Here is a 24428-nt window from a genome sequence, read left to right as displayed (position 1 = left end):
AAAAGTTGGTCAATTGAATTAGATGGAGCGCCGTATGAGGTGAAAGTCTCACGTACGGTGTGAAGTGGGGGAAAAGGTGGAGATGATGTCAAAACCTTACCTATCACTATTATTCACCGAATTTTGAAATGAGAGTTGTACTGTCCGCAAATAGCAGAATAAATGGTATGTAGAAGCTGACATTGGTAGAAGTAAAAAATAAGAAGAATTTGAAAGGAGCTATCCAAAATAATAATTTGGAATAGCTCCTATTTAGTAGGAAGAACAAATTGTATTTCATAGATTGTAATGTAGAATGCCCTTCCAAGCCCCTTATAAGCCCCTACCAAGTAATAAATCACTAAGAAAAAACAAAAACAAAAACAAGAACAAAACAAGCGCGAAAAAATGAAACCGGCGTTGTAGTAGTAAAAAAATTGTAATTCGAATGCCAAAACCATTCCCGTATGCCTATCTTTATAATGAAGGATTAAAATTTTCCTATTTACTAGCAAAGAGTGGAGGGAAACATATGGCGGTATACCGTAATGTGCAGGTGAACTTTTGGCAAGATGAATTCATATTAGATTTAACGCCAGAGGAACGTTATTTTTACATATATTTGTTAACTGGTACGAAAACAAAGCAATGTGGTATTTACATATTACCGAAGCGTGTGGCAGAGCTTGAAACAGGTTATAGTATGGAGACTGTTGAGAAGTTGCTAAACAGGTTTGTTGAGTATGGAAAGATTTTATATGATACGGAAACGAAAGAGGTATTCATAATAAATTGGTTACACTATAACCCTATTTCAAATACGAATGTGGAGAAGTGCGTATTACGTGAGTTAAAGACTATAAAAAGTAATGAGTTCATACATATATTTTTACGTAAATGCCTTGAAGAAGAATACAAGATTCCATTATTATTGCAGCATTTTGGTATGCCAAAAGAAGAGGATAATAGTAGTTCACAAGTAGTTATTGAAGAGAAAGAAGAAGAGGAAGAGATAGAGGTGGAAACTATAGAAAAGGACGTTCCAAATAGTGAAGTTTATAAGTTTTATGAACAAAATATTAGTAGTTTATCCCCATATATTGTGAAGGAATTGAAGAATTGGATACAAAGACTTTCTGGAGAGAAAGTGTTAGAGGTACTTAAAATTGCGTTTGAAAATAATAAGAAAACGTTAGCTTATGTGAGGGGGATTTTGAGGAATTGGTGTAGTGAAAAATTAAAGGATTTTAGTGGGGAGAAGTGCGTAATGGGAAGTTTAGAGAGAAGGAAATGTATTTTGAGTAGTGTATTTTAATTTACATTAACTTAACATAGAATGTATGTTCGTTTTTGTGAGATTTATGCTATACTACCATTAAATAAGGGTATTTTTATAATAGATAAAAAGATGCGGGGGGTACAAAGTTTGACTACTAGTACATCTGAGTTGTTTCAATATATTAATATGACAGAAGAACAGAAACAATTATCACAACGATATTTACAGACAAAAGAAGAAGAGATTTTAAAAGATATTCAACTAACGACAATTCGTGATCAAAAAAGAAGCGATTTTGCGGAGCGATTTATAAACGATTTTAGGAAAGTGCATAAACAAAATCCGGATTTTTTTCGATTATTTTACCATATACTCGAGGAGCAATTATTAAATGTTCTTGTAGTCCGTTTTGCGCATGTCAGTTTTTCTAAAATGAAGATTTATTTAGAAAAAAGTGCACTTCCTTTGGACAAACTTGTAGCAATCGCATGTAAATATTTATCCAGTATTTCAAGTTATGTGAATGAAGCAGATGTTTTTCTTAGAGAGTTAACAAGAGAGAATCCGAACTATATAGAGGGACAATTACATACTTTACCAACTAACCAGCAAGTAACATTACTTCTTGTAATGTTTGATGTAGATTATGAAAAGTTTCGTACATATAGTTCTTTATTGAATGAGAGGTTAGAAGAACATACAGAATTTATATTGAAACTGCTAGGGGAAGAGGAAAAGGTTGAAGCAGTTAAACGGTATTTAAAAGGTAAAGATGATAGTGAAGTATTTATAGGTGGGAATTTACCGGAACATATTTGGCGGCTATTATTTTGTGTTCATAAATATTCGAATGTTGCGAGGCGATATATTGAAATATTGGCGAAGAAAAATGTTTGGGGTTTTATAAACTATGCAACACGTTATATGTGTCACACTCTCGGTCAGTCTCAAAACTACAAAAAAACTGGTAGTGTAAATAGAGAAACATATGAAGAAATTCAAAGTTTTTGTACACAGTTTTGGATTTCTAAGGAAAGATTTTTTGCGCATCGTCTAAGGCAACATGATTTAAATAGTGAGGATTTTTGTAAGACGTATGAATATGAATTGCTATGCTTTATGTTGGAGGAAGATCCTGAATTTATTCAACGTACTTTGCAATATGTAAGTAAAATGAATTATCTCATCATCGCACGCACGTTAGCTGAAAAAGGATATGAGCTAAATATAGGGAAAATGCGAGAAGAATTTTTTGTTGCTGCTTTGCAAATAAAATTGTCTACAGTGCGGGATACATATCGTGATTATTTACTAGGGAAATTGTCACTTGAGGATATGGAGCAAATACTTAAAAATCCGAAATATAGAAGTATGTATTGGGGTATGCCGGTGTTAGAGGTTGCGCTTCTTTGGGATATAGATGATGTAGCGAAGAGGGAAGCTGTACTTACACTACAGTTTGGAGACGAAGATAGTGTTAATTTATACGAACTTCTTTACGAATGTTCTGTGAGAGGAGTAGAACCGAAACAAGTATTAGAAGATCTGCTTTCGTATGGATTAAGTAAGGAAAAGCTTATCGCTTATGCAGTTGAAGAAGCTGCATGCTACAGTGAAGAGCGAAATAAGGCGAAGGAAGCGCTTGTTTGTGTAATTGTAAAAGAACAAGCGTACATCATTGAACGATTTGATGAGTATTTTGCTGTGGCCAAAGCATATATTTTAGAAGAGTTAGCAAAGGATAACATGATTAAAATGCGTCCAATTTTAATTAAAAGCTTAGGAGATTCATCTAAAAAAATGCGTGAGTCTGTAGTTAAACTGCTTTCAAAAGATGTAGAAGCTGCAGCAGATGTAGCAGTTGAACTTCATAATAAAAAGAAAATTGTTCGTGAAAATGTGATGAAAATACTTATAGAGTATAAGCTTGAAAAATATACGAAACTTGTACAGGAAGCTTTGCAAGAAAGTAAAAATGAATCTTTCGCAGGAAAATTCTCGTTTTTATTTCAAACGGAGGAAGAAAAGATAGAAGAACTATGTGCACGTATTTTAACTGAACAAACAAGAAATTCACTTCTGCAATTGATTGGGGATGAGCCACAAATCCGTTTACGTGACTCTGATGAAATTGCTGATGCTGCAATTCCGTTAGCCTATTTACAACAGTATATTTCAGATGCTGTTATTGAGAAGAAAGAAACAGCAGAAGTAATTGGTAGAGCTTTAAATGAAGAGGACTTAAAAGAATATGTGCAAACAATATATCAAATATGGATTTCTCAAGACGCAGATGTGAAGAAACGTGGAATTCTTTCGCTATACGGAATGTATAGTGACGACAAAATGGTCGACATACTTATAAAGCAAATTGATGAATGGGTGCTTCAAATGAGAGGAAAGATAGCAGCGGATGCCGTTCGTGCTTTAGGTTTGTCTTCATCTAAGCTTGCACTTATGTCTATTCATGCAATAGCATTTAAATATAAACATAAGCAAGTACGTAATGCAGCAAAAGAAGCGCTAAGTCTTGCTGCGAAAACACGTGGTATAACAGAGGAAGAGCTGGAAGATCAATTGGTGCCGGACCTTGGCTTTACTATACATGGTGAAAAAATAATTGATTTCGGGAATCGAAGTTTTACTGCCATTTTAACTACAGAGTCAAAAATTGAATTAGAGACAGAAGAAGGAAAACGTATGAAGTCACTTCCAAAGCCGAATGCAAAAGATGATGTAGAAAAGGCTGAAGAGGCTAAAAAAGAATTAGCCTCTTTAAAGAAGGAACTCCGAAATACTCTTTCCATGCAAAAACAACGATTGGAAACGGCACTTTCATTAAAGCGTTATTGGTCACATAATGCATGGAAGTCTGTATTTATGGATAATCCAATTATGAAGCAATTTTCTATTTCACTCATTTGGGGTGAGTATAAGGAAGGGAAGTTGCTGAAGGCATTCCGTTATGCAGAAGGTGGCGTGTTCTGTACAATTGACGGGAAGAGTTATGAACTTTCATCTGGCACTGTTATTGGTTTCGTTCATCCGTTAGAATTGTCTGGGGCGGAGAAGGAATTATGGAAAGAGCAATTAGAAAGTGCGGGAATTGTTCAGCCGTTCCTACAAATTGAGCGTCCAGTGTTTGTAGTAGAAGAGAATGATGAGAGTGCTATTGAGAGATTTGGCGGTATTTTACTAAATGGTCGTTCGTTATTCGGTAAGATGACGAAGCTTGGATGGATCCGTGGGTCTGTTCAAGATGGCGGTGTATATTATACATTTTACAAAGAAGATACTCGTACCGGATTAGGCGTGCAATTGTCATTTAGCGGAGCACCGATTGGTTATGAAGATGAAGAAGATGTATGTGTATTTGACATTCAATTTTATAAAGCAGGTACAGTGAATCGTGGTTCATATGAATACGATGAGATTGATGATGAAAGACGCATTGTACCAAAAGAAGTAGATAAACGCTTCTTTAGTGAAATGTTATATGATGTGCAAGTAGCGACAGATTCAAATCTTGGGCATAATGAAAGTTGGCGTAGCGAACGATAAGAAAACCCCCTTCATTGGTAGGAAAATGAAGGGGGTTTTTCAATGTTTCAAAAGGTTCTTTCATAATAGAAGCGAATTAGGGGGAAGAGGATTTTTATCCTTTTAGAAGGGATTGGTATCATGATCAAATAGATGATTTATCATACGACTACACTGAATACAGCGGGAATAGAAGGGAAAATGTTAACGTTACAGCCACGGTAATGATAGAAAAGACTTTTACTATATGTAAGAGTCTCTTTTTTTGTAAACGCGACAAAATTTGACAAAAAAATTTGTAGGAACTTGTTATAATTTCTGTTGGAATATTTTGTTTAACGAGAAATGGGTGTATAGCGTAAAAGATTTCGGTGTCATACAAATACATTTTTTGTTTTACATTCAAGGATTTCATAAGAGAAGAATTACAAAAATGAATGACATGGAGAAGTCATAGGGGGAGAGGAGATTTAGCATGAGTATTAAAGTAATAAGAGCAACAGGGGTAATGGGAGGAGCAGCAAGAGTTGCTGTAAAGGTAGATAACGAAGTAGTAATGAAACTTGAGAATAACGAAGAATATACGCTTCCTTTTGAATTAGATGAAGCGAATATTAAAGTAAAACAATTCTTTTTTGGAAGTAAAGAAAAGAAAGTAAAGGATGGCGATGTAGTAGAAATTAAGATAAATAGTATTGCTATGCTATTACTGATGGTGTCAATGATGGCTGTTTTATTTGGTTCGTCAATTGGTATAAATATTGTTGTTTTTGGTGTGATAGGAGCGTTAGTTACATTAGTATACGGATTGAATAACTGGTTTCGTTTAGAGGTTAAATAATTATTGTATATATATTTATTTCAGTTGATTTACTATACATGGGATGAAAATATTTTTAAGTGGGAAATGGGGAGAATCAGTATGAAGAAAATGGTTGTAATATCTAGTTTGGCGCTAATAGTAGGTTTAACAACTGGTTGTAGCAGTGAAAAAACAAGTGGACCTAAAACAGTATCTGTAAAAAAAGAAAAAGAGTTAGTAGCGAAAGATATTTTTAAAAAAGCAGCTGACGGATTAAAACAAGAGGAATATCTTACATTGACATCTCTTATGTCAATGAAGGGGAGCGGCCAATCAGAAGAAATTAAAATGAAAATACAAATGGAGCCGAAACTGAAGAATTCTAGAGCTGAAATGAAAATAAGTGGTACAGATATTGTAACGTATGAAGTAGATGGAAAGGTCGCTGCTCAAGTGAAAAACCCTGATACAGGAGAGTTAGTTACGATACCTAATAATCAATTTAATGTAAATGATGTAATGGTCAGTAAAAATTTACTTAATGAGTTAGATTTACCGGAAGCTTTGGCTAAGAAAATGAAAGCAAAGAAAGATGGAGACACATATAAACTTACACTTGAATTAAAGGGAAAAGAAGCGGTAGATACGTTACAAAAAATTAATGGAGATATGAAAAAATTAACGGAAGGATTTAATATGGATGCGTTTAACATTGAATATATAATAACAAAAGATTATAAATTTGAAGAGATGCGAACAACTATAAAAGTGAGTGAAAGTAACTCAGATAAAAAAGCTAGTACAGATAAGGAAAAATTGGATGCAGTTGTGAGTATAAAGATTGATTCATATGAAAAGTTTGATTCAATTAAGTTACCAGAAGGGATTCAATAATTTCAATCGTAAAAGGATAAAAAGGAGCGGAAATCTGCTCCTTTTTTATTTTTCCTACTATTTTTAGAAGATTTATATGAATATAGTTGAACGGCACTTCATTTTTTTCTGGAATAAATGTGAAACGTTGTATAAAATAATCAAGAAAGGCAAAAATTATAGGGGGAAAGTTGTGAAGAAAAATAAGAGTTTAATAAGTTTTTTAGGAGTGTTTATTATGTTGTTTTCTTTTTGTTTTCAAGGAAATGTACAGGCAGATGTAAATACTGTTCAATCTGGAAAAATCAAATCAGGAAACGTAACAGTATGGGAAGTTGGAAATGTAGCGAAAGTATTAGCGGATGTGGAGCGCTTAAATTTAAATACAGTAAATGTACCGATTCAAGTAGATATCCCAAATGTGACTTCTACTAACATGGTAATTAATCAAGCGCAAAAGCAACAAGCTATTATTTTAATTCAAGAATTATTAAAGCGTAATATTCAAGTTATAGTGGAACCGTTCCCATATATTCAGCAGGGGAATGTTGGAGAGACAGAATGGAACCCAAGTAACATTAATGATTTCTTCTGGAATTGGAAGACGGTTATTCTGCAAGATATTTTTAATTCCATTACAAGTAAATACAATGTGTATGGACTAAAGATTGCTTCTAATTTCGTGAATATGGAGTATGCAGAAGGATACTGGAGCGATACAATTGATTTTGTTCGTAATCAGTATAAAGGAAATATTTTGTATCAAATGAACTGGTGGTTAACAGCAAGCTGGGATCCTTCTTATGAAGAGAAGTTTATAGAGAAAATAAACCGTCCGTATTTAAAGAAGGTAGATATTGTTAGTATCGATAGTTGGTTTGAAGTTTCTGGAAAAAGAAATCCGTCATATGAAGAAGTGAAGCAAAGTTTATTTGCGACGACAGTATATAATCGTGGGCAAAATGTTGTTCAGCAATTGGAACAATTACATAATGCAACAGGAAAGCCAGTTTACTTCGGTGGATTTAACGTTCCAGCACGTGAACTTGGATTACAAAATCCATGGAATCCAGATGTTTCAAATGTGTTTTCGAAAGATGTACAATTAAATGGATGGCGTGCTTACCGAGATGTATTAGAACCGAAACCATATTTTAAAGGTTTTTCAATTTGGTTTATTGGCTCTAATGATAGTACACATGCGTATCAAATACATAGTAAAGAAGCAGAGACAGTTATTAACGGGTGGTACCGAAAATAATTTTTATAAAATAGGTAAGTTTTGAAGTTTACTACATATATTTCTAGTGAAAGGCCTTTCACCATCTTATCACCTAGGGGGCAATCATAATGAAATTTTTGTCTTACCTTACAGTAATTTTGGTGATTCTCGGCGGTTTGAATTGGTTGTTTGTAGCGTTAGATTACAATGTAGTTGAGAAATGGTTTGGTTCTATGCCGGCGCTTGTGGACACTATTTATTGGCTCATTGGTCTTTCTGCTATTTATCAAATTTTTGATCGGTTCTTCACGGACAATTAGCAATTATACTTTATTACTAGAGTGTTAAGTACGATTATGTACTTAACACTTTTTTGTATGTTTATAAAAATAGTTTGCACATGCAAGCGATTCCATTGCGTCTTGCGCCGTAATAATAGAAAACAAATTGACCACGTATTATATTTTAGGTTATAATTCAGAAAGTTTAAAAATTAATAAAAATGAGAAATAGGGGAGGTTATGAGGGTAATGGAGAGAGTCTATAATTTTTCAGCAGGACCATCAATACTCCCTTTGCCAGTTTTAGAGAAAGTGCAAAAGGAGCTTGTAAATTATAACGGGACAGGCATGTCTATTATGGAAATGAGTCATCGATCTTCTTATTTTCAAAGTATTATAGAGGAAGCGAGTAACTTACTTCGTGAATTAATGAGCATCCCTGATGAGTATGATGTTTTATTTTTACAAGGCGGTGCGTCATTACAATTTTCTATGATACCACTGAACTTAATGAATACGTATAAAAAAGCTGGATACGTACTAACTGGCTCATGGTCTAAAAAGGCACTGCAAGAAGCCGAAAAAATTGGGGAAGTACAAGTGATTGCTTCTTCCGAGCAAGAGAAGTTTACTACGATTCCTAAACTGGACGGTTTACTAAGCGATGAAAAACTAGATTATGTACATATTACAACGAATAATACAATTGAGGGGACAAAATATGTGGATATTCCACATATAGAAAGAGTGCCGCTCGTTGCGGATATGTCTTCAAATATTTTGTCAGAACAATATGATGTTTCGAAGCTTGGTCTTATATACGCGGGAGCACAAAAAAATTTAGGACCAGCGGGCTTAACGATTGCTATTATAAAAAGAGATTTAATTGGGGGAGCAGATCGCTCTTGTCCGACAATGTTAAATTATGAAACTTACAGTAAAAATAACTCCTTATATAATACACCGCCATCCTTTAGTATTTACGTAACAAAACTTGTACTAGAGTGGTTGAAAGAGCAAGGCGGAGTATCTGCGATTGAAGAACAAAATAGAATGAAATCTTCACTTATTTATCATTTTTTAGATGAATCTAAATTGTTTACTTCACCAGTTGATCCTGCGTATCGATCACTTATGAACATTCCATTTACAACACCGTCAGAAGAACTTAACAATGAGTTTTTACAAAAAGCGAAGGAACGCGGCCTTGTTACGTTAAAAGGACATCGCTCAGTTGGCGGTATGCGTGCCAGTATTTACAATGCGATGCCAGCACACGGCGTAAAACGATTAGTAGATTATATGAAGGAATTTGAGCTTGAGAATAGATAGGGAGATGGGGATATGTTTCGTGTTCAAACGTTAAATCAAATTGCAGAAAAAGGTTTGCAAGTTTTTACTGAAGAACGTTATGAAGTAGGAGATAGAATCAATCATCCAGATGGAATTTTGCTTCGTAGCTACTCTTTACATCAAGAAGAGTTTTCAAAAGACTTAAAGGCGATTGCAAGAGCTGGCGCTGGTGTAAATAATATTCCTGTCGAGCGATGTACAGAAAAAGGAATTGTAGTATTTAACACGCCGGGGGCAAATGCTAATGCAGTAAAGGAACTCATTATTGCCAGTCTTATTATGTCTTCACGCAACATTATTAATGGTGTAAGTTGGACGAAAAACTTAGAGGGTGAAGAAGTACCACAGCTTGTTGAATCAGGAAAAAAACAATTTGTTGGATCAGAGATTGCAGGGAAACGTCTAGGTGTTATCGGACTTGGCGCAATCGGTGCTTTAGTTGCGAACGATGCGTTAGCGTTAGGCATGGATGTTATCGGATATGATCCTTATATTTCAGTTGAAACAGCTTGGCGTCTTTCTACACATGTGCAAAGAGCATTTAGCCTTGATGAAATTTTTGCAACGTGTGATTATATTACACTGCATATTCCTCTTACGAATCAAACGAAGGGGATCATTGGGGAACACGCTGTAGAGAAGATGAAAAGAGGGATGCGTCTATTTAATTTCTCTAGAGGAGAACTTGTAGATGAAAAGGTTCTTCAAAAAGCATTAGGAGAAGATATTATTACACATTACGTAACGGACTTCCCGAATGAAAATGTAATAAAGATGAAAAATGTAACAGCGACGCCTCACCTTGGTGCATCTACGTCTGAATCAGAAGAAAATTGTGCAGTAATGGCAGCACGTCAATTACGTGAATATTTAGAGACAGGAAATATTCGTAACTCAGTAAATTATCCAAACGTAGAATTGCCGTATATCGGAAAGAAACGAATTACAATTATGCATCAAAATGTCCCGAATATGGTAGGGCAAATTACAGGATGCTTAGCGGAACATCATATTAATATTGCCGATATGATTAATCGTAGTAAACATTCTTGGGCATACACAATGATTGATATCGATAACGGAATTGATGATATAATAAAAGAGAATATTGTAGAAAATATAAGCAAAATTACAGGTGTTGTAGCCGTTCGAATGATTGTGTAAAGGAGAGAGGAATGTGGCAAAAATACGACCGTTTCGGGCCATTCGTCCAGTAGAGGAAAAAGCGGCACAAGTGGCAGCTTTACCGTATGACGTATTAAATAGTGAAGAGGCAAGGGAAGTTGTAAAAGGGAATCCATATTCTTTCTTGCATGTTGATAAAGCAGAAATTGATTTAGATCCTGAATTGTCACCGTATGATGATCGCGTGTATGAAAAAGCGGGCGACAATTTAAAGCAATTTATACGAGAAGAAGTGTTCATACAAGATGAAGAGCCAGCGCTATATATTTATGAACTGACGATGCAAGGAAGAACGCAGTCAGGCCTTGTCGTTTGTACATCTATTGATGAGTATGAAGATGATACAATTAAAAAACATGAAAGAACACGTCATGAAAAAGAACTAGATCGTATTCGCCACGTAGATGTGTGTGACGCAAATACAGGTCCGATATTTTTAACTTACCGTACAAAAGATGAAGTAAAGCATTTAATTAGAAGCTGGAAAGAAGAGCATGCGCCAATTTATACATTTACAGCAGAAGACGGTGTTAAGCATGTTGCGTGGAAGATTGCAGATGAAGATGTAATTACGACTTTAGTAAATGCATTTGAAGATATTCCTAATCTTTATATTGCAGACGGGCATCACCGTTCTGCATCAGCTGCAAAAGTAGGAATTATGCGAAGAGAACAATATCCAAATTACACAGGAGAAGAGGAATTTAATTTCTTCTTATCGGTTCTATTCCCTCATGATGAATTATCGATTTGGGACTATAACCGAGTTGTGAAAGATTTAAATGGATTATCAGAGGAACAGTTTTTAAATCAAATTACGCAGTACTTTTATGTAGAAGAAGCACCTGTTTCTCCGTATAAACCAAATGAGCCAAAAACATTTGGTATGTATGTAAACGAGAAGTGGTATAAGCTCACAGTGAAAGAGGAAACATTTGATGCGAATGATCTTGTTAGAGGTTTAGATGTATCTATTCTGCAAGACCATTTATTAAGCCAAGTGCTTGAAATACATGATCCGCGATCTGATTCACGTATCGATTTTGTTGGCGGAATACGGGGGCTAGAAGAACTAGAACGCCTTGTGAACAGCGGCGAATACAAAGCAGCATTCGCATTATATCCGACATCTATGGAAGATTTATTAGCAATCGCAGATGCCGGAGAAGTCATGCCGCCGAAATCAACGTGGTTTGAACCGAAACTGCGTAGTGGGTTGTTTGTTCATTCTTTAAAGTAAATATTGACTTCTATAGTTTTGAAAAACCGAAATGATTTGAGTTTCGGTTTTTCTTATTTTAAAAGATTTTTTGAGGAGGGGGATCGATGAAATTGCAAGTAGGCGAAAAAATTACCTTTGAAAGAACGTTTACAAAAGAAGATGTTGCGTTATTTACGGAAGTATCGAAAGATGAAGGTGTTCATCATGTTACACCAGATGAGCAGGGGAGATTTGTTGTACAAGGGCTTTTAACATCAACACTACCTACAAAAATTGGCGGTGATTATAACGTACTAGCTCGTCAACAAAAAGGACATTCCGAGTATTACAAGAAATGTCCTTTCCACTAAATTATAAGGTATTTTGCTAACGTTCAAATTCTAAAATTAGTTTACTAGTTTGACCTGTAAACTGATAATTATAGGACCCTCTCAGATTTTCTAAGTTACCGGTAGCTTTAATAATTGTTCCTGGGGAATCTAAATTTCCTTTATCAAATATTCCTTGCTCTATAGCTGTGAATGTCCCTTGTTGCCCCTTATAAATTCCTTCAAAGTGTAAAAATCCAGAAATTTTAGCCGTAGCCAAGTGACCATCATTTATATTTGAGTCTAGATAATATAATAAGTATTCAACAAAAGCTTTTCCTTTTAATTCTCCATCAATATCATATTCAACATGGGCAATATTAATAGGGAAATCTTTTCTAGTATCATCAATTAGTTTTTCATCCCATTTACTTACTGTAAATGTTACGTCCATACACGTAAATCCCCCTTTATCATTAGATAAGTAATCTTCATATCATTTGAAAAGTACCAATTCACAGTCATATCTTATAGGAGTGTTTTTATTTATTTGAGTCCTGTCATATCGTTATCTTATTTCAGAATCACCTGCTCCTCCCCACGAAGGACTTACTGTCGCCACGGTATCTCCTGGCTGTAATCTCTTTGTTTTTTTAACATGTTAACTCCGCTCCTACATAATGTAATGGACTACGATTATACAAACTGTATCATTGAAAAACATGATGTATGACATTAGTTTCTTCATCATCAATCCGTTTACCTGCTGGGATTCAAGAATTCAGTCTTAGTGTTGAATATAGGAATAACCGATTTATATTTGAAAATCAAAGTATGCAACATTGCATGAGGAAAACGGTTGTTATTTTCACTGCCTGTAACTATAATGATTACAGGTTGGTCGATACCAATCAAAAAAATAAAATCATCGTGAATGGAGATGTTTCATAATGGGTATGAAAAAATTAATTTTAGCAGGTGCTTTAGGGATCGCAGCATTATCAGGAACAAATTTACCAGGACTAGAAGTAACAAAAGCGAGTGCAGCTTCTATTGAATCGAATTTCTCGACGTTAGAAGGACGAGTAGTAGAAGTAGATAACGGTGTAATTGTTGTAAAATCTAAGCAATATGAGGAACCGGTTAGTGTGTATATTGATTCACTTTCAAATGTGAAAGTAGGAGATGAAGTAAAAGCTACTGGATCTATGATGCGTAATTTTACAGAATATATGGTTGCAACTGCAGTTGAAAATACAACAAACAAGTTAGGTATGCACATGAAAGAAGATGGCGCACCTAATTATGTAATTGGAGAAGTATCAAAAGTAGGAACGATGGAAGATGAGGGAGACGGTGCTACTAAATATGTTGTAGTTGAGTATCCATCGCTAAATGGGAAGAAAGCTATTATTGATGTTTTCTTAACAAAGGGACAAGTATTTAATGCGGGTGAGAAAGTGAAAATTGATATGAAGTATGTAGGGTGGGGCGGAAGTTCTATTAATTGGAACACAGTTGACCATATTGAAAAAGTTCATGAAGCAAAGACGAACGCTGAAAATAATGATGGTGTATGGATTTGGTCTTAATTAAAATCCTGTAAATAACAAATGTATCATGTAGTATCCAGCAAATGGTGATGTGTATGACCATTTGCTGGATACTTTTTTGCTTTGTATTTTTTGAGAATAAGGGATATCCGACTAGAATATGATGTTTAAATCGGTGCGAGTTAAAAAATACAATAATGAAAGAGGGGTTTATATATGGAGCGAGATGAGAATTATTTACGAGCTAAAAAAAGAGTGGAGAATTTAAAAGCGTTTTACATTCATTTAACGGTCTATATATTAGTTAACTTAATGCTTTTTTTCATAAATATAAGCTCTGATTCAAGTAAATTATGGTTTTTATATCCACTTGGAGGTTGGGGGATTGGTATCGTTATACACGGTTTAACAACTTTTCCATTTGGGATATTCGGAAAAGAATGGGAAGAACGAAAAATTAAAGAGTATATGGAGAAAGATAAGTGAAAAAATCAGAGATTTATGAATATAAATCTCTGTGAGCACACGTTTGATGCGAAGCCTATTCTATAGCTTCGCCTATTTGTTTTGTACTCGAAGTTAATGCGAGTACGTGTTCCAATTCATTTTTAGCATGAATTGCATGTGAAATCAAAACTTTAGTTGTAGTACATAATAAATACAGTTATTTTACTTTCTTAATTACAAGTGGATATAGGATAAAGTTGATTTATCATCCTATATTAAAATAAAAAACAAACCACTGTTCGATTTGAATATTCCACGATATAATGGTGAGAGTTTATGACAGAATAAATATTTACATAAGAAGTGAGGTACTGTATGAAAAAAAGAACGACAGACATTATTTTTATTATTATTGGTGCATTTCTTTTTGCTTTAGGTGTCAATTTATTTGTTATCCCAAACGAGTTTGGTGAGGGTGGGGTAACAGGTATCACGATTATTACGTACTATTTATTTGAATGGTCACCAGGTTTAGTTAACTTAATTTTAAATGCGATTTTGTTAATAGTCGGTTATAAATTTTTAAATAAAATCACAACAATTTATACGATTATCGCTGTAGTGACTAACTCGCTATTTCTTCATTTAACAGAAGGCTGGACGATTGCTTCGGATGAAATGCTTGTAAATGCCATTTTCGGAGGAATATTTATCGGGTGTGGTATTGGTCTTATCATTCGCGTTGGCGGAACAACTGCAGGTACTACGATCTTAGCAAGGATGACACATAAATATTTAGGCTGGAGCATTAGCTACGGTCTACTGTTCTTCGATTTAATCGTTGCATTTTCATCTTATTTCATCATTGGTGCAGAAAAACTGATGATAACAATTATTATGCTATATGTAGCAACGAAAGTGATGGAATTTGTAATTGAAGGGTTAAATCCGAAGAAGGCTATTACGATTATTTCTGATAATCCAGATGAAATTGCCGGGAAGGTGACAACCTTAATGGGGAGAGGGGTTACCGTGTATTCAGGTCATGGCTATTACACGAAAACGCCGAAGGAAATTCTTTATGTTGTTATTAATAAGCAAGAAGTAGTGAAGTTAAAGCGGATTGTTCAAACTACGGATCCGGCGGCGTTCATCGCTATACACGATGTTCGTGATGTGTTCGGAGAAGGGTTTGTTGATATTTCGAAGGCTTAGAAATTGTTTTTGATTAAAATAATCTTAATACTAAAACGTAAGAATCTATTTTGAATAATCTTTTTTCAAAATAGATTCTTTTTCTTTTTCTTGCAAAAAATCCAATTGTTTCTTAATGTAGTGATGTAGAAGGATGAACGAGAGAGGGTTTAATGAAGATGATACATATTTTATTAGCTGATGATGATAAGCATATTAGAGAGTTGTTGCATTACCATTTACAAAAAGAGGGGTTTAAAGTTTTTGAAGCAGAAGATGGAAAGGTAGCGCAAGATGTTTTAGAGAAGGAAAATATTCATCTTGCGATCGTAGACATTATGATGCCGTTCGTTGATGGCTATACGTTATGTGAAGAAATCCGGAAGTATCATGATATACCGGTTATTTTATTAACGGCGAAAGATCAGTTAGTTGATAAAGAAAAAGGATTCATTTCTGGTACGGACGATTATATCGTAAAACCATTTGAACCAGCTGAAGTGATTTTCCGTATGAAAGCTTTATTACGACGTTATCAAATGCTGAGTGCAGATATTATTACGTTGCACGGAACGACAATTGATCGAAAAGGTGTAGAAGTAAAGTGTAACGGTCAAACAATTTTGCTTCCTTTAAAGGAATTTGAGTTATTATCACAACTTGCTAGTTATCCTGGAAGAACATTTTCAAGAGAAGAGCTAATTGAATTAGTATGGGGAATGGATTTTGAAGGAGATGAACGAACAGTTGATGTTCATGTGAAAAGGCTGCGAGATCGTTTCTCAAAACGAACGGATGATTTTCAAATTACAACAGTGCGCGGCCTCGGGTATAAGTTGGAGTTGAAATAAGATGAAATCACTATATTCTAGATTTGTATTTATGACGGTCGGCATTATGCTACTTAGTAGTATTATCGGCTTTTTATTAACGAACGTATATTATCAAGTGAAGTTAAAACCATATAACAGTGAAAAGATTTTAAAGTATGCGGAAGAAGTTAAATCGTTATATGAAAAGCAAAGTGAAGAAAATCAAGAGACGTATTTGCATTCTATTGCAAAATTAGGGTATGAGATTTACATTGTTGATGATCAAAAGAATGGAAAGCGTATCGGTAATGCGTTTCGTAAGACGACAATAAGTGATGATACCGTTCATAAAGTATTGCAGGGGGAGACATTTAATGGTGTTTCTACTTATCCAACGCGCCTCTTTATTACAGGTTTTTTCGATAATGAATTAATTAATAGCGTCGGTGTCCCAGTACAACACGGTGATAAACAGTACGCTTTATTCATTCGCCCTGACGTTCAACAACAATTCGGCGAGATGAGAATTTTTCTAGCGGTATTATTAGGGTTTATCGTACTATTAAGTATTATTTTTATAGCGATTGCAGCAGGTTACATCGTTCGCCCAATCCGTAAATTTACGAAGGCTACGCAAAAAATTGCGAGTGGGGAATATGAAATTGAATTAGATGTAAAACGAAAAGATGAAATAGGAACGTTATCTACAAGCTTCCAAAAGATGACGAAGAGTATTAAAGAACTAGATGAAATGAGACAAGAATTCGTTTCGAACGTTTCACATGAATTTCAGTCGCCACTTTCTTCCATACAAGGTTTTTCAAAGACGTTGCAAACAGAAAAGATGAGTGAGGAAGAAAGAAATCATTACTTACAAATTATTGAGGGTGAAAGTAAGCGAATGTCTAGTTTATGTAAACAGTTACTTACGCTCGCTTCATTAGATAAAGAGGAAAAGGTTCTACAAATAAGAGAATTCAATCTGCAGAAGCAAATTAAAGACGTCATTTTTATGCTTGAGTGGAAATGGCGGGAAAAAGATATCGCCGTTGAATTTAATGTGCCAGATATCACTATAAAAGGTGATGAAAACTTACTGCATCAAGTTTGGAGTAACATTTTCACGAATAGCATTAAGTTTTCAAACGATGGTGGAACGATTGAGTTTTTCGTCGAAGAGTTAGAGTCTAGTGTCATTATTTCTATATCAGACAACGGAATCGGTATGGAAAAAGAAGAAATGGATCGTATTTTTGACCGTTTTTACAAAGTAGATACAGCAAGGACGAGAAACGTAGAAGGTAGCGGTTTGGGATTGTCGATTGTGCAGAAGATTGTTGAACTGCATCATGGAAACGTTTCGGTGTATAGTACGAAGGGGGAAGGAACGACCGTCCGGGTGGAGCTTCCGAAATAGATGGAAAGAAAGAGGCTGTTTCGGAACTGCCTCTTTTTTGTCGTTTTATGTCGGCAAGTCGATATAATCGGAAAATCGCTGATATAATTTGAGTTGCGCCGATATATTTTGAAAATCGCCGATATAATTATATTTGCGCTGATATATTTGAAAAATCGCTGATATAAATTTCACGTACTCCCATTTCTGCTATAAAGCCACACCTTTCCCGCGCTCAAAAAGTATCAGATGTAATTTAATTTCCCCTCTGTAATCTTCTGTTCATATTCCGTTCATATTTCTTTTTTATGATAAGTGCATAGAAAGAAAGAGGAAGGAGCGAGCGAAATGTTTTTAGCTCTGCGTGAATTGAAACAATCAAAATTAAGATACGGATTAATCGGACTGATTATGGTGTTATTATCATTTTTAGTTCTTGTTATTTCAGGATTAGCAAATGGACTATCATATGATAATGCTTCATCGATTCAAAATATGGAGGCAAATAAGTTCGTTTTAGCAGATGATGCGGAAAATAAATTACTTCGTTCACAAATTAAGAAAGACGATGTAGATAACGTAGTAAATCAAGTAGGCGAGAAAGAAGCCGTTCCGTTTCATGTGAAAGTTTCAACATATGAAAAGAAAGATAGTTCGAAAAAGGTTGATATCGCTATTTTCTCAAGTGAACGGGATTCATTTTTAGAACCGAAAATTGTAAAAGGGGAGAAATTAGGTACAGCAAACAACGAGATGGTTGCTGACGAATCAATTAAAGAAAAAGGAATTGATATTGGAGATACAATTATTGATCCTGTTTCAAAGAAAGAATTTACAATCGTTGGATTTACGAAAGATCAAATGTTTAGCCATACACCAGTCGTTTATGTAAATGAAGACGTATGGGGTGCTATTTCACAACCAAACCAAAAAGATTATAGTGCAATTGCACTTAACACAGATAAAGAGATTAAAAATGCACACGTAATTGACAAAAAAGAAGTGCTACAAAGTATTCCAGGATTTAAAGAAGAACAAGGAACATTAACGATGATCATTGCGTTCTTACTTGTTATCGCTGCATTACTAATTGGTGTATTCTTCTACGTTATTACACTGCAAAAAACACAGCAATTAGGTGTATTAAAAGCAATCGGTACAAAGAACTCGTATTTAGCAAATAGCTTAGTCGTGCAGGCGTTATTCTTATCAGTCGTTGCGATGGTAATCAGTATCGTTCTTGTACAAGGGTTAGAACAAATTTTACCAGCAGGTATGCCGTTCTTATTAACAACACCGATGATTGCGCAATATGCAGCAATCTTTATCGTAATTAGTATTTTAGGAACACTTATTTCGTTATACCAAGTATTAAAAGTTGATGCATTAGAAGCAATTGGAGGCGGGATGTAATGACTTCATTATTAAAATTAGACAAAGTAAGTAAAGTGTACGGAGAAGGGAATACGGAAGTAACAGCCCTTCATCCGATATCGCTTGATGTGAAAGCCGGAGAATTTATCGGAATCGTCGGTCCTTCTGGATCAGGGAAAAGTACGTTATTATCAATCGCGGGTGCATTATTATCACCGTCAAAAGGGGATATTTACATTCGCGAGCAAAATATTACGAAGCTATCAGAAAAGGAAATGACGGACATTCGTTTGAAAAAAATCGGCTTCATTTTCCAGTTCGCAAATCTTGTTCCATATTTAAATGTAAAAGAACAATTGCTTTACATTGCAAAGCTAAAAAAAGAAAGTAAACAAGAATCCGAAAAGCGTGCTGATCATTTATTAGCAGCATTTGGATTAGGAGAAAGAAAAAATCATTATCCAAATCAACTATCTGGCGGAGAAAAACAAAGGGTAGCAATCGCTCGTGCGTTCATGAACAACCCAGATTTAATATTAGCGGATGAACCAACTGCAAGCTTAGACTCAAAACGCGCACGTGAAGTTGTTGAAATGATGAAACGTGAAGTGAAAGAGAGCCAAAAAGCAGCAATTATGATTACACATGATGAAAGAATGCTGGATGTATGTGACCGTATATTGACGCTTCGAGATGGACAGTTAATATAAAAAAAGGAAAACCGTACATGTATGTGCGGTTTTCCTTTTTTTATGGACTTATTTAGAGAATAACGTTTTAATTTTATTACGAGTAAGTAATAAAACACCGCCTAATACAGATAGCATTCCTAGAGCCATATTGTTTGATTGCTCGCTACCAGCGTTAGGAAGTTCTTTAGCGTTATTGTTTTTAGTACCATTATCTGCTTGCATTTGTTTAGACTGTGATACTTCATTAATCTTGTTATCAACATTTTGCTTCGTTGTATGTAACTCAGCTAATTTGTCGTCAATTTTTTTCTCAGTATGCTTAAAGTCGTTGATTTTAACATCTAAGTCTTGTTTTTTCTTTGATAAATCATCTGAAACAGTTTGTTTCGATTGTTTAATTTCGTTAATTTTATTAATTAAATCTTGTCTAGCTTCTTGTAAAACAGCTAGTTTGTTTTTTACATCTTGTTTAGCTAATTCTAAGTTAGCGGAAAGACTGTCTAAATTGCCTTTAATTTTCTTAAGTTCCTCTAACGTGTTACCAGTATTCGGCTTGTTTTCTTTTAGTTCAGCGAGTTTGTCCTCAGCAGTTTGTTTCGCTTTCTTTAACTCAGCTAATTTTTCATCTACTTGTTTTTTAACTTCCTTAAGTTCATTAACCTTTTGATCAATGTTCTCTTTATGTTGCTTCATTTCATTCACTTTTTCATCGACAGTTTGTTTATGTTCTTTAATCTCATTCACTTTGTTATCGATATTTTGCTTATGTTCTTTTACTTCAGCAACTTTATCTTCTACTTGTTTTTTATGCTCTTTAATTTCAGCGATTTTATCTTCGGCGATTTGTTTGTCTTGCTGCAGTTTTGCATCTAGTTCTTGTTTATGCTGTTTAACTTCGTTAATTTTTTCATCAGCAACTTGTTTACGTTCATGTAGTTCATTCACCTTCGTATCAACATTTTCCTTAACTTTGTTAAGTTCATTTAATGTTTGATCCACGTTTTCTTTTTGTTGCTGCAATTTTGCATCTAACTCTTGTTTATGTTGCTTAATTTCAGCTAATCGATCTCCCGTACTTTGCTGAGGAGTAGCATCATTTACTTCCGCATGAGCAGAGTTCGCGCCAGCAATCATTGCTAAAGCTAGTGTAGACGCAGCAATTGTTTGTTTTGTTTTCATATTTTTGTACCTCTTTTCTTTCATATGCATGAACTGTTTTGTGTAAAAATGAGCATATAGAAGTAGATTATCTTATTATTATATACTATGTTAGGCGCTTAGAGGAAGGATTTGCATAATAATCTATGATTATGTAATTTTTATAATCTCTTATTTGGGGTAGGGGATAAACCTTTAGCTAGATGAACAATTTCTTCTATAGTAAAGCTTACATCTTTATTATTGCGAATAACAAACAAATAATCAGCCTCATTTTCTATAGGATCTACCACATCATCGTGAAGTGATTCAGTTTGTTGTTGATCAAATACTTCTTTGAAACTAGAATATCCACCTCTAAAAATATTGGTACTTCGCGTGCTTCGAGCCACTCTTTCGTAAAGTACATCATCTGGAATGTCAAAATGAACGAGTATACGTACATATTCATTCTGTGGAAATAATTCGTTTAGTAAATATAACCTTCCATTTTTACTGCGATTGGAGTTACTAATAATAAGGTGTAAATTTGTATGTTCTTTCGCATAATCAACAATGAATTTAGAAAGACCGTGCTTAAATGTATTAGCACCTTCAGCCGGCTGTAATTTTTCATCATGCGTGTTAATAAATTCAGCTTGTTTATCTTGATCCATAACGAAAGAGTGGGGTAACTCTTTTTCTAATGCTCTTGCAAATGTAGTTTTTCCACTGTGTGTTTTTCCAACTGTAATGATGACTAATCTTTTTATGACGCCCTCCATTTGTATTGTTATGAACTGGAATATTCGGTGTAGATCGAAATCTTCCTGCTAGAGATTACACAAATTGTTGAGCGTTAGCAGGCTGAAAACTTGACAAAAAAACTTATTTATGCTATAATTTACCAATATAAAAATAAAGTGTATAATAGGGTTCTCCTGGCCAGGGGAACCCTATTTTTGTTGTAAAAATGAAGGAGAGTGTATGTACGTGAAACAAGGTGAAGCAAGTGTAACGTCGTTAGTATCAGCTTTCAGCAGGGCATATCATAGTGAATTTGATAATCCGAAGGTCTTTGATGATTATATCGCTAAAGAATTCATATCGCCAAAAGAACGTAACAATATTGAAACGAACATGGTTCAAGGGATTCACTTTTTCAATACAGACATTGCAGAGCAGTTTCAAGACAATCCAAAAGAAATATTAAAATGGATTACACAAGTTCAGTTATCACCAACACCTTTAGCACGTGCCGCATATTGTGAAAGAGTATTACTACATGAAATTACATTAGGAGCGAAACAATACGTCATACTCGGTGCAGGCTTAGATACGTTCAGTTTTAGAAACCGAGAGTTAGAGAATAAAATAGAAATATTTGAAGTGGATCATCCTTCTACGCAGGCGTTTAAGAAGGAAAGAATAAAAGAAGTAGAAATTGAAGTTCCAAATAACCTTCATTTTGTTTCAATGGATTTTACGAAAGGATTTTCCTATGAACAGTTACGCAATGAAGGATTTGAAAATAAAAAGACGTTCTTTAGTCTATTAGGTGTAACGTACTATTTAACGAAAGAGGAACTTTCTAGTTTAATAGAATGTTTATTTGAGGTGGTTCCGGCAGGAAGTTCTATCGTTTTCGATTATCCCGATGAAAACTTGTTTACGGAAAAGGGACTGTCCAATCGAGTTGAAAATATGGTAAAAATGGCTGCGGTAGGCGGAGAACCGATGAAATCATGTTTTTCTTATGCCGAAATGGAAGCACTGTTAGAGAAGGCGGGCTTACTCATTTATGAACATTTATCGCCAGAAGACATAAATAAATTATATTTTGAAGGACGAAACGATTATTTGAAAGCTTTTGAGACAGTGCATTATGTGCATGCGGTGAAAAGGTAGGAAATTAGTAGGCATGGGGAGGAATCTCTGTGTCTTTTTTTATAAAAAAGGAAATGAGCTGTAGTGGTGGAAAATATAATTATAAATATATATAAATTAATGTTTTGTAGAAACTAACGGAAAGGGGAAATAGAAGATGTTGAAATTACAAGGGAAATACAATGAAGCAAAAGTGTTTACTACGAATGTAGAAAAAACTGCAGCAGGTCAAATTATTGATCTTTGTAACCAAGAATTCGTAAAGGATAGCAAGATTCGTATTATGCCAGATACACATGCGGGTGCAGGTTGTACGATTGGGACAACAATGACAATTCAAGATAAGATTGTTCCTAATTTAGTCGGGGTTAACTAATCGGCTCAGACTTTAAACTACTCACTCAATTGACTGGGAACCCTAACGATAAAAGACGAGGGCAATCAGCAGCCAGTGGTTATGGTGACATAATCGAATGGTTCAGAGACTTGTACCATGTTAGCAGACTAAGGTACAGAATTATTCCTCATCTATTTTGAATTGAAGAGGAATAATTAATACGGTGAGCCTACAGTAGAGACTGCATATCTCGATGACTGTAGAGAAGGTATAGTCCACTCTTTCAGGAAACTGGGAGGTAAGTACGATATTGGTTGTGGCATGGAAGTTGTTATGATTAATAAGAAAAAAGAGGAAATCAACTTCGATTACTTAGACGAAACGATACGTAAATTTGTCCCAAGTGGTTTTCGTATTCGAGATAAGGAACATAGATTTTCAAAAATGATTGATTTTGATAGTGTAAGAGCCCCGTTTACATTGCAACGTGCTCAAAAAAGTATTGGTACACTTGGCTCTGGCAATCATTTTGTCGAACTGAATGAGGATGATAAAGGAAATGTATACATTGTCATTCATAGTGGTTCGCGTAATTTAGGGAAACAAGTAGCAGAGTATTATCAAAACTTTGCTTACGAGCAACTTATAAACGTTAAATCTATTAAAGAAGAACTGATTGAGCGTTTAACGAAAGAAGGTAGACAACAAGAAATACATGAAGCTTTACGTGAAATTAAGAAACCGGTGATTCGCAAAGAATTAGCTTATTTAGAAGGACAAGGATTTAAAGATTACATGAATGATATGAAAATTGCACAAAAATATGCAGAGTTAAATCGTAAGGCAATGATTGATGAAATCGTCACTAAAATGGATTGGAAAGTAACCGATCAATTCACTACAATTCATAACTACATCGATATGGAAAATATGATTCTACGAAAAGGTGCTATTTCAGCTCAGAAAAATGAACGAGTAATCATTCCAATCAATATGAGAGATGGTTCAATCATTGCATTTGGTAAAGGAAATCCAGATTGGAACTTTTCTGGCCCTCATGGAGCAGGGCGTATTATGAGTCGCAAGAAGGCGAAAGAAGTACTTAACTTAGAGGATTTTCAAAATACAATGACAGAGGTTTGGACTACATCTGTTGCAGAAAGTACTTTAGATGAAGCACCAATGGTATATAAGCCAATGGATGAAATTATTGAGAATACAAAAGAAACAATTGATATTAAACATATTATTAAGCCACTTTACAATTTTAAGGCTAATTAAAAGAGGAGTAACGTTTATTAAAGAAAGAAAACTTGAAAAGATAGCATATTTTGTGGCGGTTATATAACAGAGATTAAAAAGACAACATATTAAACTAAGAGATTCATCATATTCATTTACATTTATGTAATGTTAAAGACTAGAAAGCTAGATTGGCGCGAATTGCTAATTGTGGAGTGTGTAGAAAAGACAAAATCTCTTAAAAAACACTTAATTTTTTATTCCATTAATCTTTACAATCTCCCCCTATAATGTGAATTGGACAAGCACCTAA

Annotated in this window: 22 protein-coding genes and 1 pseudogene; 20 read left to right on the top strand and 3 right to left on the bottom strand. The window is 34.6% G+C overall.

Annotated features, from left to right (window positions below):
• The first annotated feature begins 511 nt into the window (after nt 1-511).
• The 10 genes and pseudogenes from ACS2CR_RS25250 to ACS2CR_RS25205 form a co-directional block, all read left to right on the top strand.
• Nucleotides 512-1294, top strand: a complete 783-nt coding sequence (locus tag ACS2CR_RS25250) for a DnaD domain-containing protein (protein WP_053512597.1) — start codon at nt 512-514, stop codon at nt 1292-1294.
• A 111-nt stretch (nt 1295-1405) separates the two neighbouring features.
• Nucleotides 1406-4819: a DUF4132 domain-containing protein gene (locus tag ACS2CR_RS25245; RefSeq protein WP_153602722.1), complete on the top strand. Its 3414-nt coding sequence runs from the start codon at nt 1406-1408 to the stop codon at nt 4817-4819.
• A gap of 454 nt (nt 4820-5273) precedes the next feature.
• Nucleotides 5274-5639, top strand: coding sequence for a hypothetical protein (locus ACS2CR_RS25240; RefSeq protein ID WP_000025026.1), 366 nt, complete (start codon nt 5274-5276; stop codon nt 5637-5639).
• A gap of 81 nt (nt 5640-5720) precedes the next feature.
• Nucleotides 5721-6494, top strand: a complete 774-nt coding sequence (locus ACS2CR_RS25235; protein ID WP_000738993.1) for a DUF6612 family protein — start codon at nt 5721-5723, stop codon at nt 6492-6494.
• A 172-nt stretch (nt 6495-6666) separates the two neighbouring features.
• Nucleotides 6667-7734 carry a glycoside hydrolase family 113 gene (locus ACS2CR_RS25230; RefSeq protein ID WP_000739760.1) on the top strand — a complete coding sequence of 356 codons (1068 nt, stop codon included), beginning with the start codon at nt 6667-6669 and terminating at the stop codon, nt 7732-7734.
• Between the two features lie 89 nt (nt 7735-7823).
• Nucleotides 7824-8015 carry a DUF378 domain-containing protein gene (locus tag ACS2CR_RS25225; protein ID WP_000670803.1) on the top strand — a complete coding sequence of 64 codons (192 nt, stop codon included), beginning with the start codon at nt 7824-7826 and terminating at the stop codon, nt 8013-8015.
• A 210-nt stretch (nt 8016-8225) separates the two neighbouring features.
• Complete coding sequence (gene serC / locus ACS2CR_RS25220; RefSeq protein WP_153602721.1) at nt 8226-9308, top strand: 3-phosphoserine/phosphohydroxythreonine transaminase; 1083 nt, start codon at nt 8226-8228, stop codon at nt 9306-9308.
• Nucleotides 9309-9320: 12 nt separating this feature from the next.
• Nucleotides 9321-10493 carry a 3-phosphoglycerate dehydrogenase family protein gene (locus ACS2CR_RS25215; protein WP_053512594.1) on the top strand — a complete coding sequence of 391 codons (1173 nt, stop codon included), beginning with the start codon at nt 9321-9323 and terminating at the stop codon, nt 10491-10493.
• 13 nt (nt 10494-10506) lie between these two features.
• Nucleotides 10507-11754: a DUF1015 domain-containing protein gene (locus ACS2CR_RS25210; protein ID WP_053512593.1), complete on the top strand. Its 1248-nt coding sequence runs from the start codon at nt 10507-10509 to the stop codon at nt 11752-11754.
• Nucleotides 11755-11840: 86 nt separating this feature from the next.
• Nucleotides 11841-12041 (top strand): annotated as a pseudogene (locus ACS2CR_RS25205) (enoyl-CoA hydratase); the annotation flags it as partial.
• A 61-nt stretch (nt 12042-12102) separates the two neighbouring features.
• On the opposite strand, the gene ACS2CR_RS25200 reads toward ACS2CR_RS25205, so the two are convergent.
• On the bottom strand, nt 12103-12498 hold the full coding sequence (locus ACS2CR_RS25200; RefSeq protein WP_000383503.1) for a DUF3224 domain-containing protein: 396 nt from the start codon (nt 12496-12498) through the stop codon (nt 12103-12105).
• Nucleotides 12499-12994: 496 nt separating this feature from the next.
• Here ACS2CR_RS25200 and ACS2CR_RS25195 point away from each other — a divergent pair, with 496 nt between their 5' ends.
• From ACS2CR_RS25195 to ACS2CR_RS25165, 7 genes are all read left to right on the top strand, one after another.
• Nucleotides 12995-13636, top strand: coding sequence for an ATP F0F1 synthase subunit alpha (locus ACS2CR_RS25195; protein WP_053512592.1), 642 nt, complete (start codon nt 12995-12997; stop codon nt 13634-13636).
• A gap of 177 nt (nt 13637-13813) precedes the next feature.
• On the top strand, nt 13814-14083 hold the full coding sequence (locus ACS2CR_RS25190) for a 2TM domain-containing protein (RefSeq protein WP_000438994.1): 270 nt from the start codon (nt 13814-13816) through the stop codon (nt 14081-14083).
• Nucleotides 14084-14419: 336 nt separating this feature from the next.
• Nucleotides 14420-15259: a YitT family protein gene (locus tag ACS2CR_RS25185; RefSeq protein ID WP_000747492.1), complete on the top strand. Its 840-nt coding sequence runs from the start codon at nt 14420-14422 to the stop codon at nt 15257-15259.
• Nucleotides 15260-15411: 152 nt separating this feature from the next.
• Nucleotides 15412-16089, top strand: a complete 678-nt coding sequence (locus tag ACS2CR_RS25180) for a response regulator transcription factor (protein ID WP_000781961.1) — start codon at nt 15412-15414, stop codon at nt 16087-16089.
• A gap of 1 nt (nt 16090) precedes the next feature.
• Complete coding sequence (locus ACS2CR_RS25175) at nt 16091-17467, top strand: sensor histidine kinase (RefSeq protein ID WP_000839528.1); 1377 nt, start codon at nt 16091-16093, stop codon at nt 17465-17467.
• A gap of 327 nt (nt 17468-17794) precedes the next feature.
• Complete coding sequence (locus ACS2CR_RS25170) at nt 17795-18859, top strand: ABC transporter permease (protein WP_153602720.1); 1065 nt, start codon at nt 17795-17797, stop codon at nt 18857-18859.
• Nucleotides 18859-19530 (top strand): ABC transporter ATP-binding protein, encoded by a 672-nt coding sequence (locus ACS2CR_RS25165; RefSeq protein WP_000202587.1) that lies wholly within the window; start codon nt 18859-18861, stop codon nt 19528-19530. Before ACS2CR_RS25170 ends, ACS2CR_RS25165 begins: the two co-directional genes overlap by 1 nt.
• Nucleotides 19531-19578: 48 nt before the next feature.
• On the opposite strand, the gene ACS2CR_RS25160 is transcribed toward ACS2CR_RS25165, so the two are convergent.
• Both ACS2CR_RS25160 and ACS2CR_RS25155 read right to left on the bottom strand, forming a co-directional pair.
• Nucleotides 19579-20691 (bottom strand): LPXTG cell wall anchor domain-containing protein, encoded by a 1113-nt coding sequence (locus ACS2CR_RS25160; RefSeq protein WP_053512590.1) that lies wholly within the window; start codon nt 20689-20691, stop codon nt 19579-19581.
• Between the two features lie 140 nt (nt 20692-20831).
• Nucleotides 20832-21434 carry an ATP-binding protein gene (locus tag ACS2CR_RS25155; protein ID WP_153580107.1) on the bottom strand — a complete coding sequence of 201 codons (603 nt, stop codon included), beginning with the start codon at nt 21432-21434 and terminating at the stop codon, nt 20832-20834.
• A gap of 202 nt (nt 21435-21636) precedes the next feature.
• Here ACS2CR_RS25155 and ACS2CR_RS25150 point away from each other — a divergent pair, with 202 nt between their 5' ends.
• The 3 genes from ACS2CR_RS25150 (at nt 21637) to ACS2CR_RS25140 (ending at nt 24154) form a co-directional block, all read left to right on the top strand.
• Nucleotides 21637-22557: a class I SAM-dependent methyltransferase gene (locus ACS2CR_RS25150; protein WP_074642600.1), complete on the top strand. Its 921-nt coding sequence runs from the start codon at nt 21637-21639 to the stop codon at nt 22555-22557.
• Between the two features lie 136 nt (nt 22558-22693).
• Nucleotides 22694-22912, top strand: a complete 219-nt coding sequence (locus ACS2CR_RS25145; RefSeq protein WP_000916240.1) for an RtcB family protein — start codon at nt 22694-22696, stop codon at nt 22910-22912.
• 282 nt (nt 22913-23194) lie between these two features.
• Complete coding sequence (locus ACS2CR_RS25140) at nt 23195-24154, top strand: RNA-splicing ligase RtcB (protein ID WP_053512589.1); 960 nt, start codon at nt 23195-23197, stop codon at nt 24152-24154.
• Nucleotides 24155-24428: the final 274 nt, after the last annotated feature.

Origin of the sequence: Bacillus cereus group sp. BceL291, assembly GCF_051776705.1 — a bacterium.
Lineage (GTDB): Bacteria > Bacillota > Bacilli > Bacillales > Bacillaceae_G > Bacillus_A > Bacillus_A cereus.
This window is presented reverse-complemented; position numbering and strand designations above follow the sequence as displayed.

Bases quoted from the DNA above. Each gene is read 5' to 3' on its own strand.
- ACS2CR_RS25250 (WP_053512597.1), top strand. From the start codon at position 512: ATGGCGGTATACCGTAATGTGCAGGTGAACTTTTGGCAAGATGAATTC.
- ACS2CR_RS25240 (WP_000025026.1), top strand. From the start codon at position 5,274: ATGAGTATTAAAGTAATAAGAGCAACAGGGGTAATGGGAGGAGCAGCA.
- ACS2CR_RS25235 (WP_000738993.1), top strand. From the start codon at position 5,721: ATGAAGAAAATGGTTGTAATATCTAGTTTGGCGCTAATAGTAGGTTTA.
- ACS2CR_RS25225 (WP_000670803.1), top strand. From the start codon at position 7,824: ATGAAATTTTTGTCTTACCTTACAGTAATTTTGGTGATTCTCGGCGGT.
- serC (WP_153602721.1), top strand. From the start codon at position 8,226: ATGGAGAGAGTCTATAATTTTTCAGCAGGACCATCAATACTCCCTTTG.
- ACS2CR_RS25215 (WP_053512594.1), top strand. From the start codon at position 9,321: ATGTTTCGTGTTCAAACGTTAAATCAAATTGCAGAAAAAGGTTTGCAA.
- ACS2CR_RS25200 (WP_000383503.1), bottom strand. From the start codon at position 12,498: ATGGACGTAACATTTACAGTAAGTAAATGGGATGAAAAACTAATTGAT.
- ACS2CR_RS25195 (WP_053512592.1), top strand. From the start codon at position 12,995: ATGGGTATGAAAAAATTAATTTTAGCAGGTGCTTTAGGGATCGCAGCA.
- ACS2CR_RS25190 (WP_000438994.1), top strand. From the start codon at position 13,814: ATGGAGCGAGATGAGAATTATTTACGAGCTAAAAAAAGAGTGGAGAAT.
- ACS2CR_RS25185 (WP_000747492.1), top strand. From the start codon at position 14,420: ATGAAAAAAAGAACGACAGACATTATTTTTATTATTATTGGTGCATTT.
- ACS2CR_RS25180 (WP_000781961.1), top strand. From the start codon at position 15,412: ATGAAGATGATACATATTTTATTAGCTGATGATGATAAGCATATTAGA.
- ACS2CR_RS25175 (WP_000839528.1), top strand. From the start codon at position 16,091: ATGAAATCACTATATTCTAGATTTGTATTTATGACGGTCGGCATTATG.
- ACS2CR_RS25170 (WP_153602720.1), top strand. From the start codon at position 17,795: ATGTTTTTAGCTCTGCGTGAATTGAAACAATCAAAATTAAGATACGGA.
- ACS2CR_RS25165 (WP_000202587.1), top strand. From the start codon at position 18,859: ATGACTTCATTATTAAAATTAGACAAAGTAAGTAAAGTGTACGGAGAA.
- ACS2CR_RS25160 (WP_053512590.1), bottom strand. From the start codon at position 20,691: ATGAAAACAAAACAAACAATTGCTGCGTCTACACTAGCTTTAGCAATG.
- ACS2CR_RS25155 (WP_153580107.1), bottom strand. From the start codon at position 21,434: ATGGAGGGCGTCATAAAAAGATTAGTCATCATTACAGTTGGAAAAACA.
- ACS2CR_RS25150 (WP_074642600.1), top strand. From the start codon at position 21,637: ATGTACGTGAAACAAGGTGAAGCAAGTGTAACGTCGTTAGTATCAGCT.
- ACS2CR_RS25145 (WP_000916240.1), top strand. From the start codon at position 22,694: ATGTTGAAATTACAAGGGAAATACAATGAAGCAAAAGTGTTTACTACG.
- ACS2CR_RS25140 (WP_053512589.1), top strand. From the start codon at position 23,195: ATGGAAGTTGTTATGATTAATAAGAAAAAAGAGGAAATCAACTTCGAT.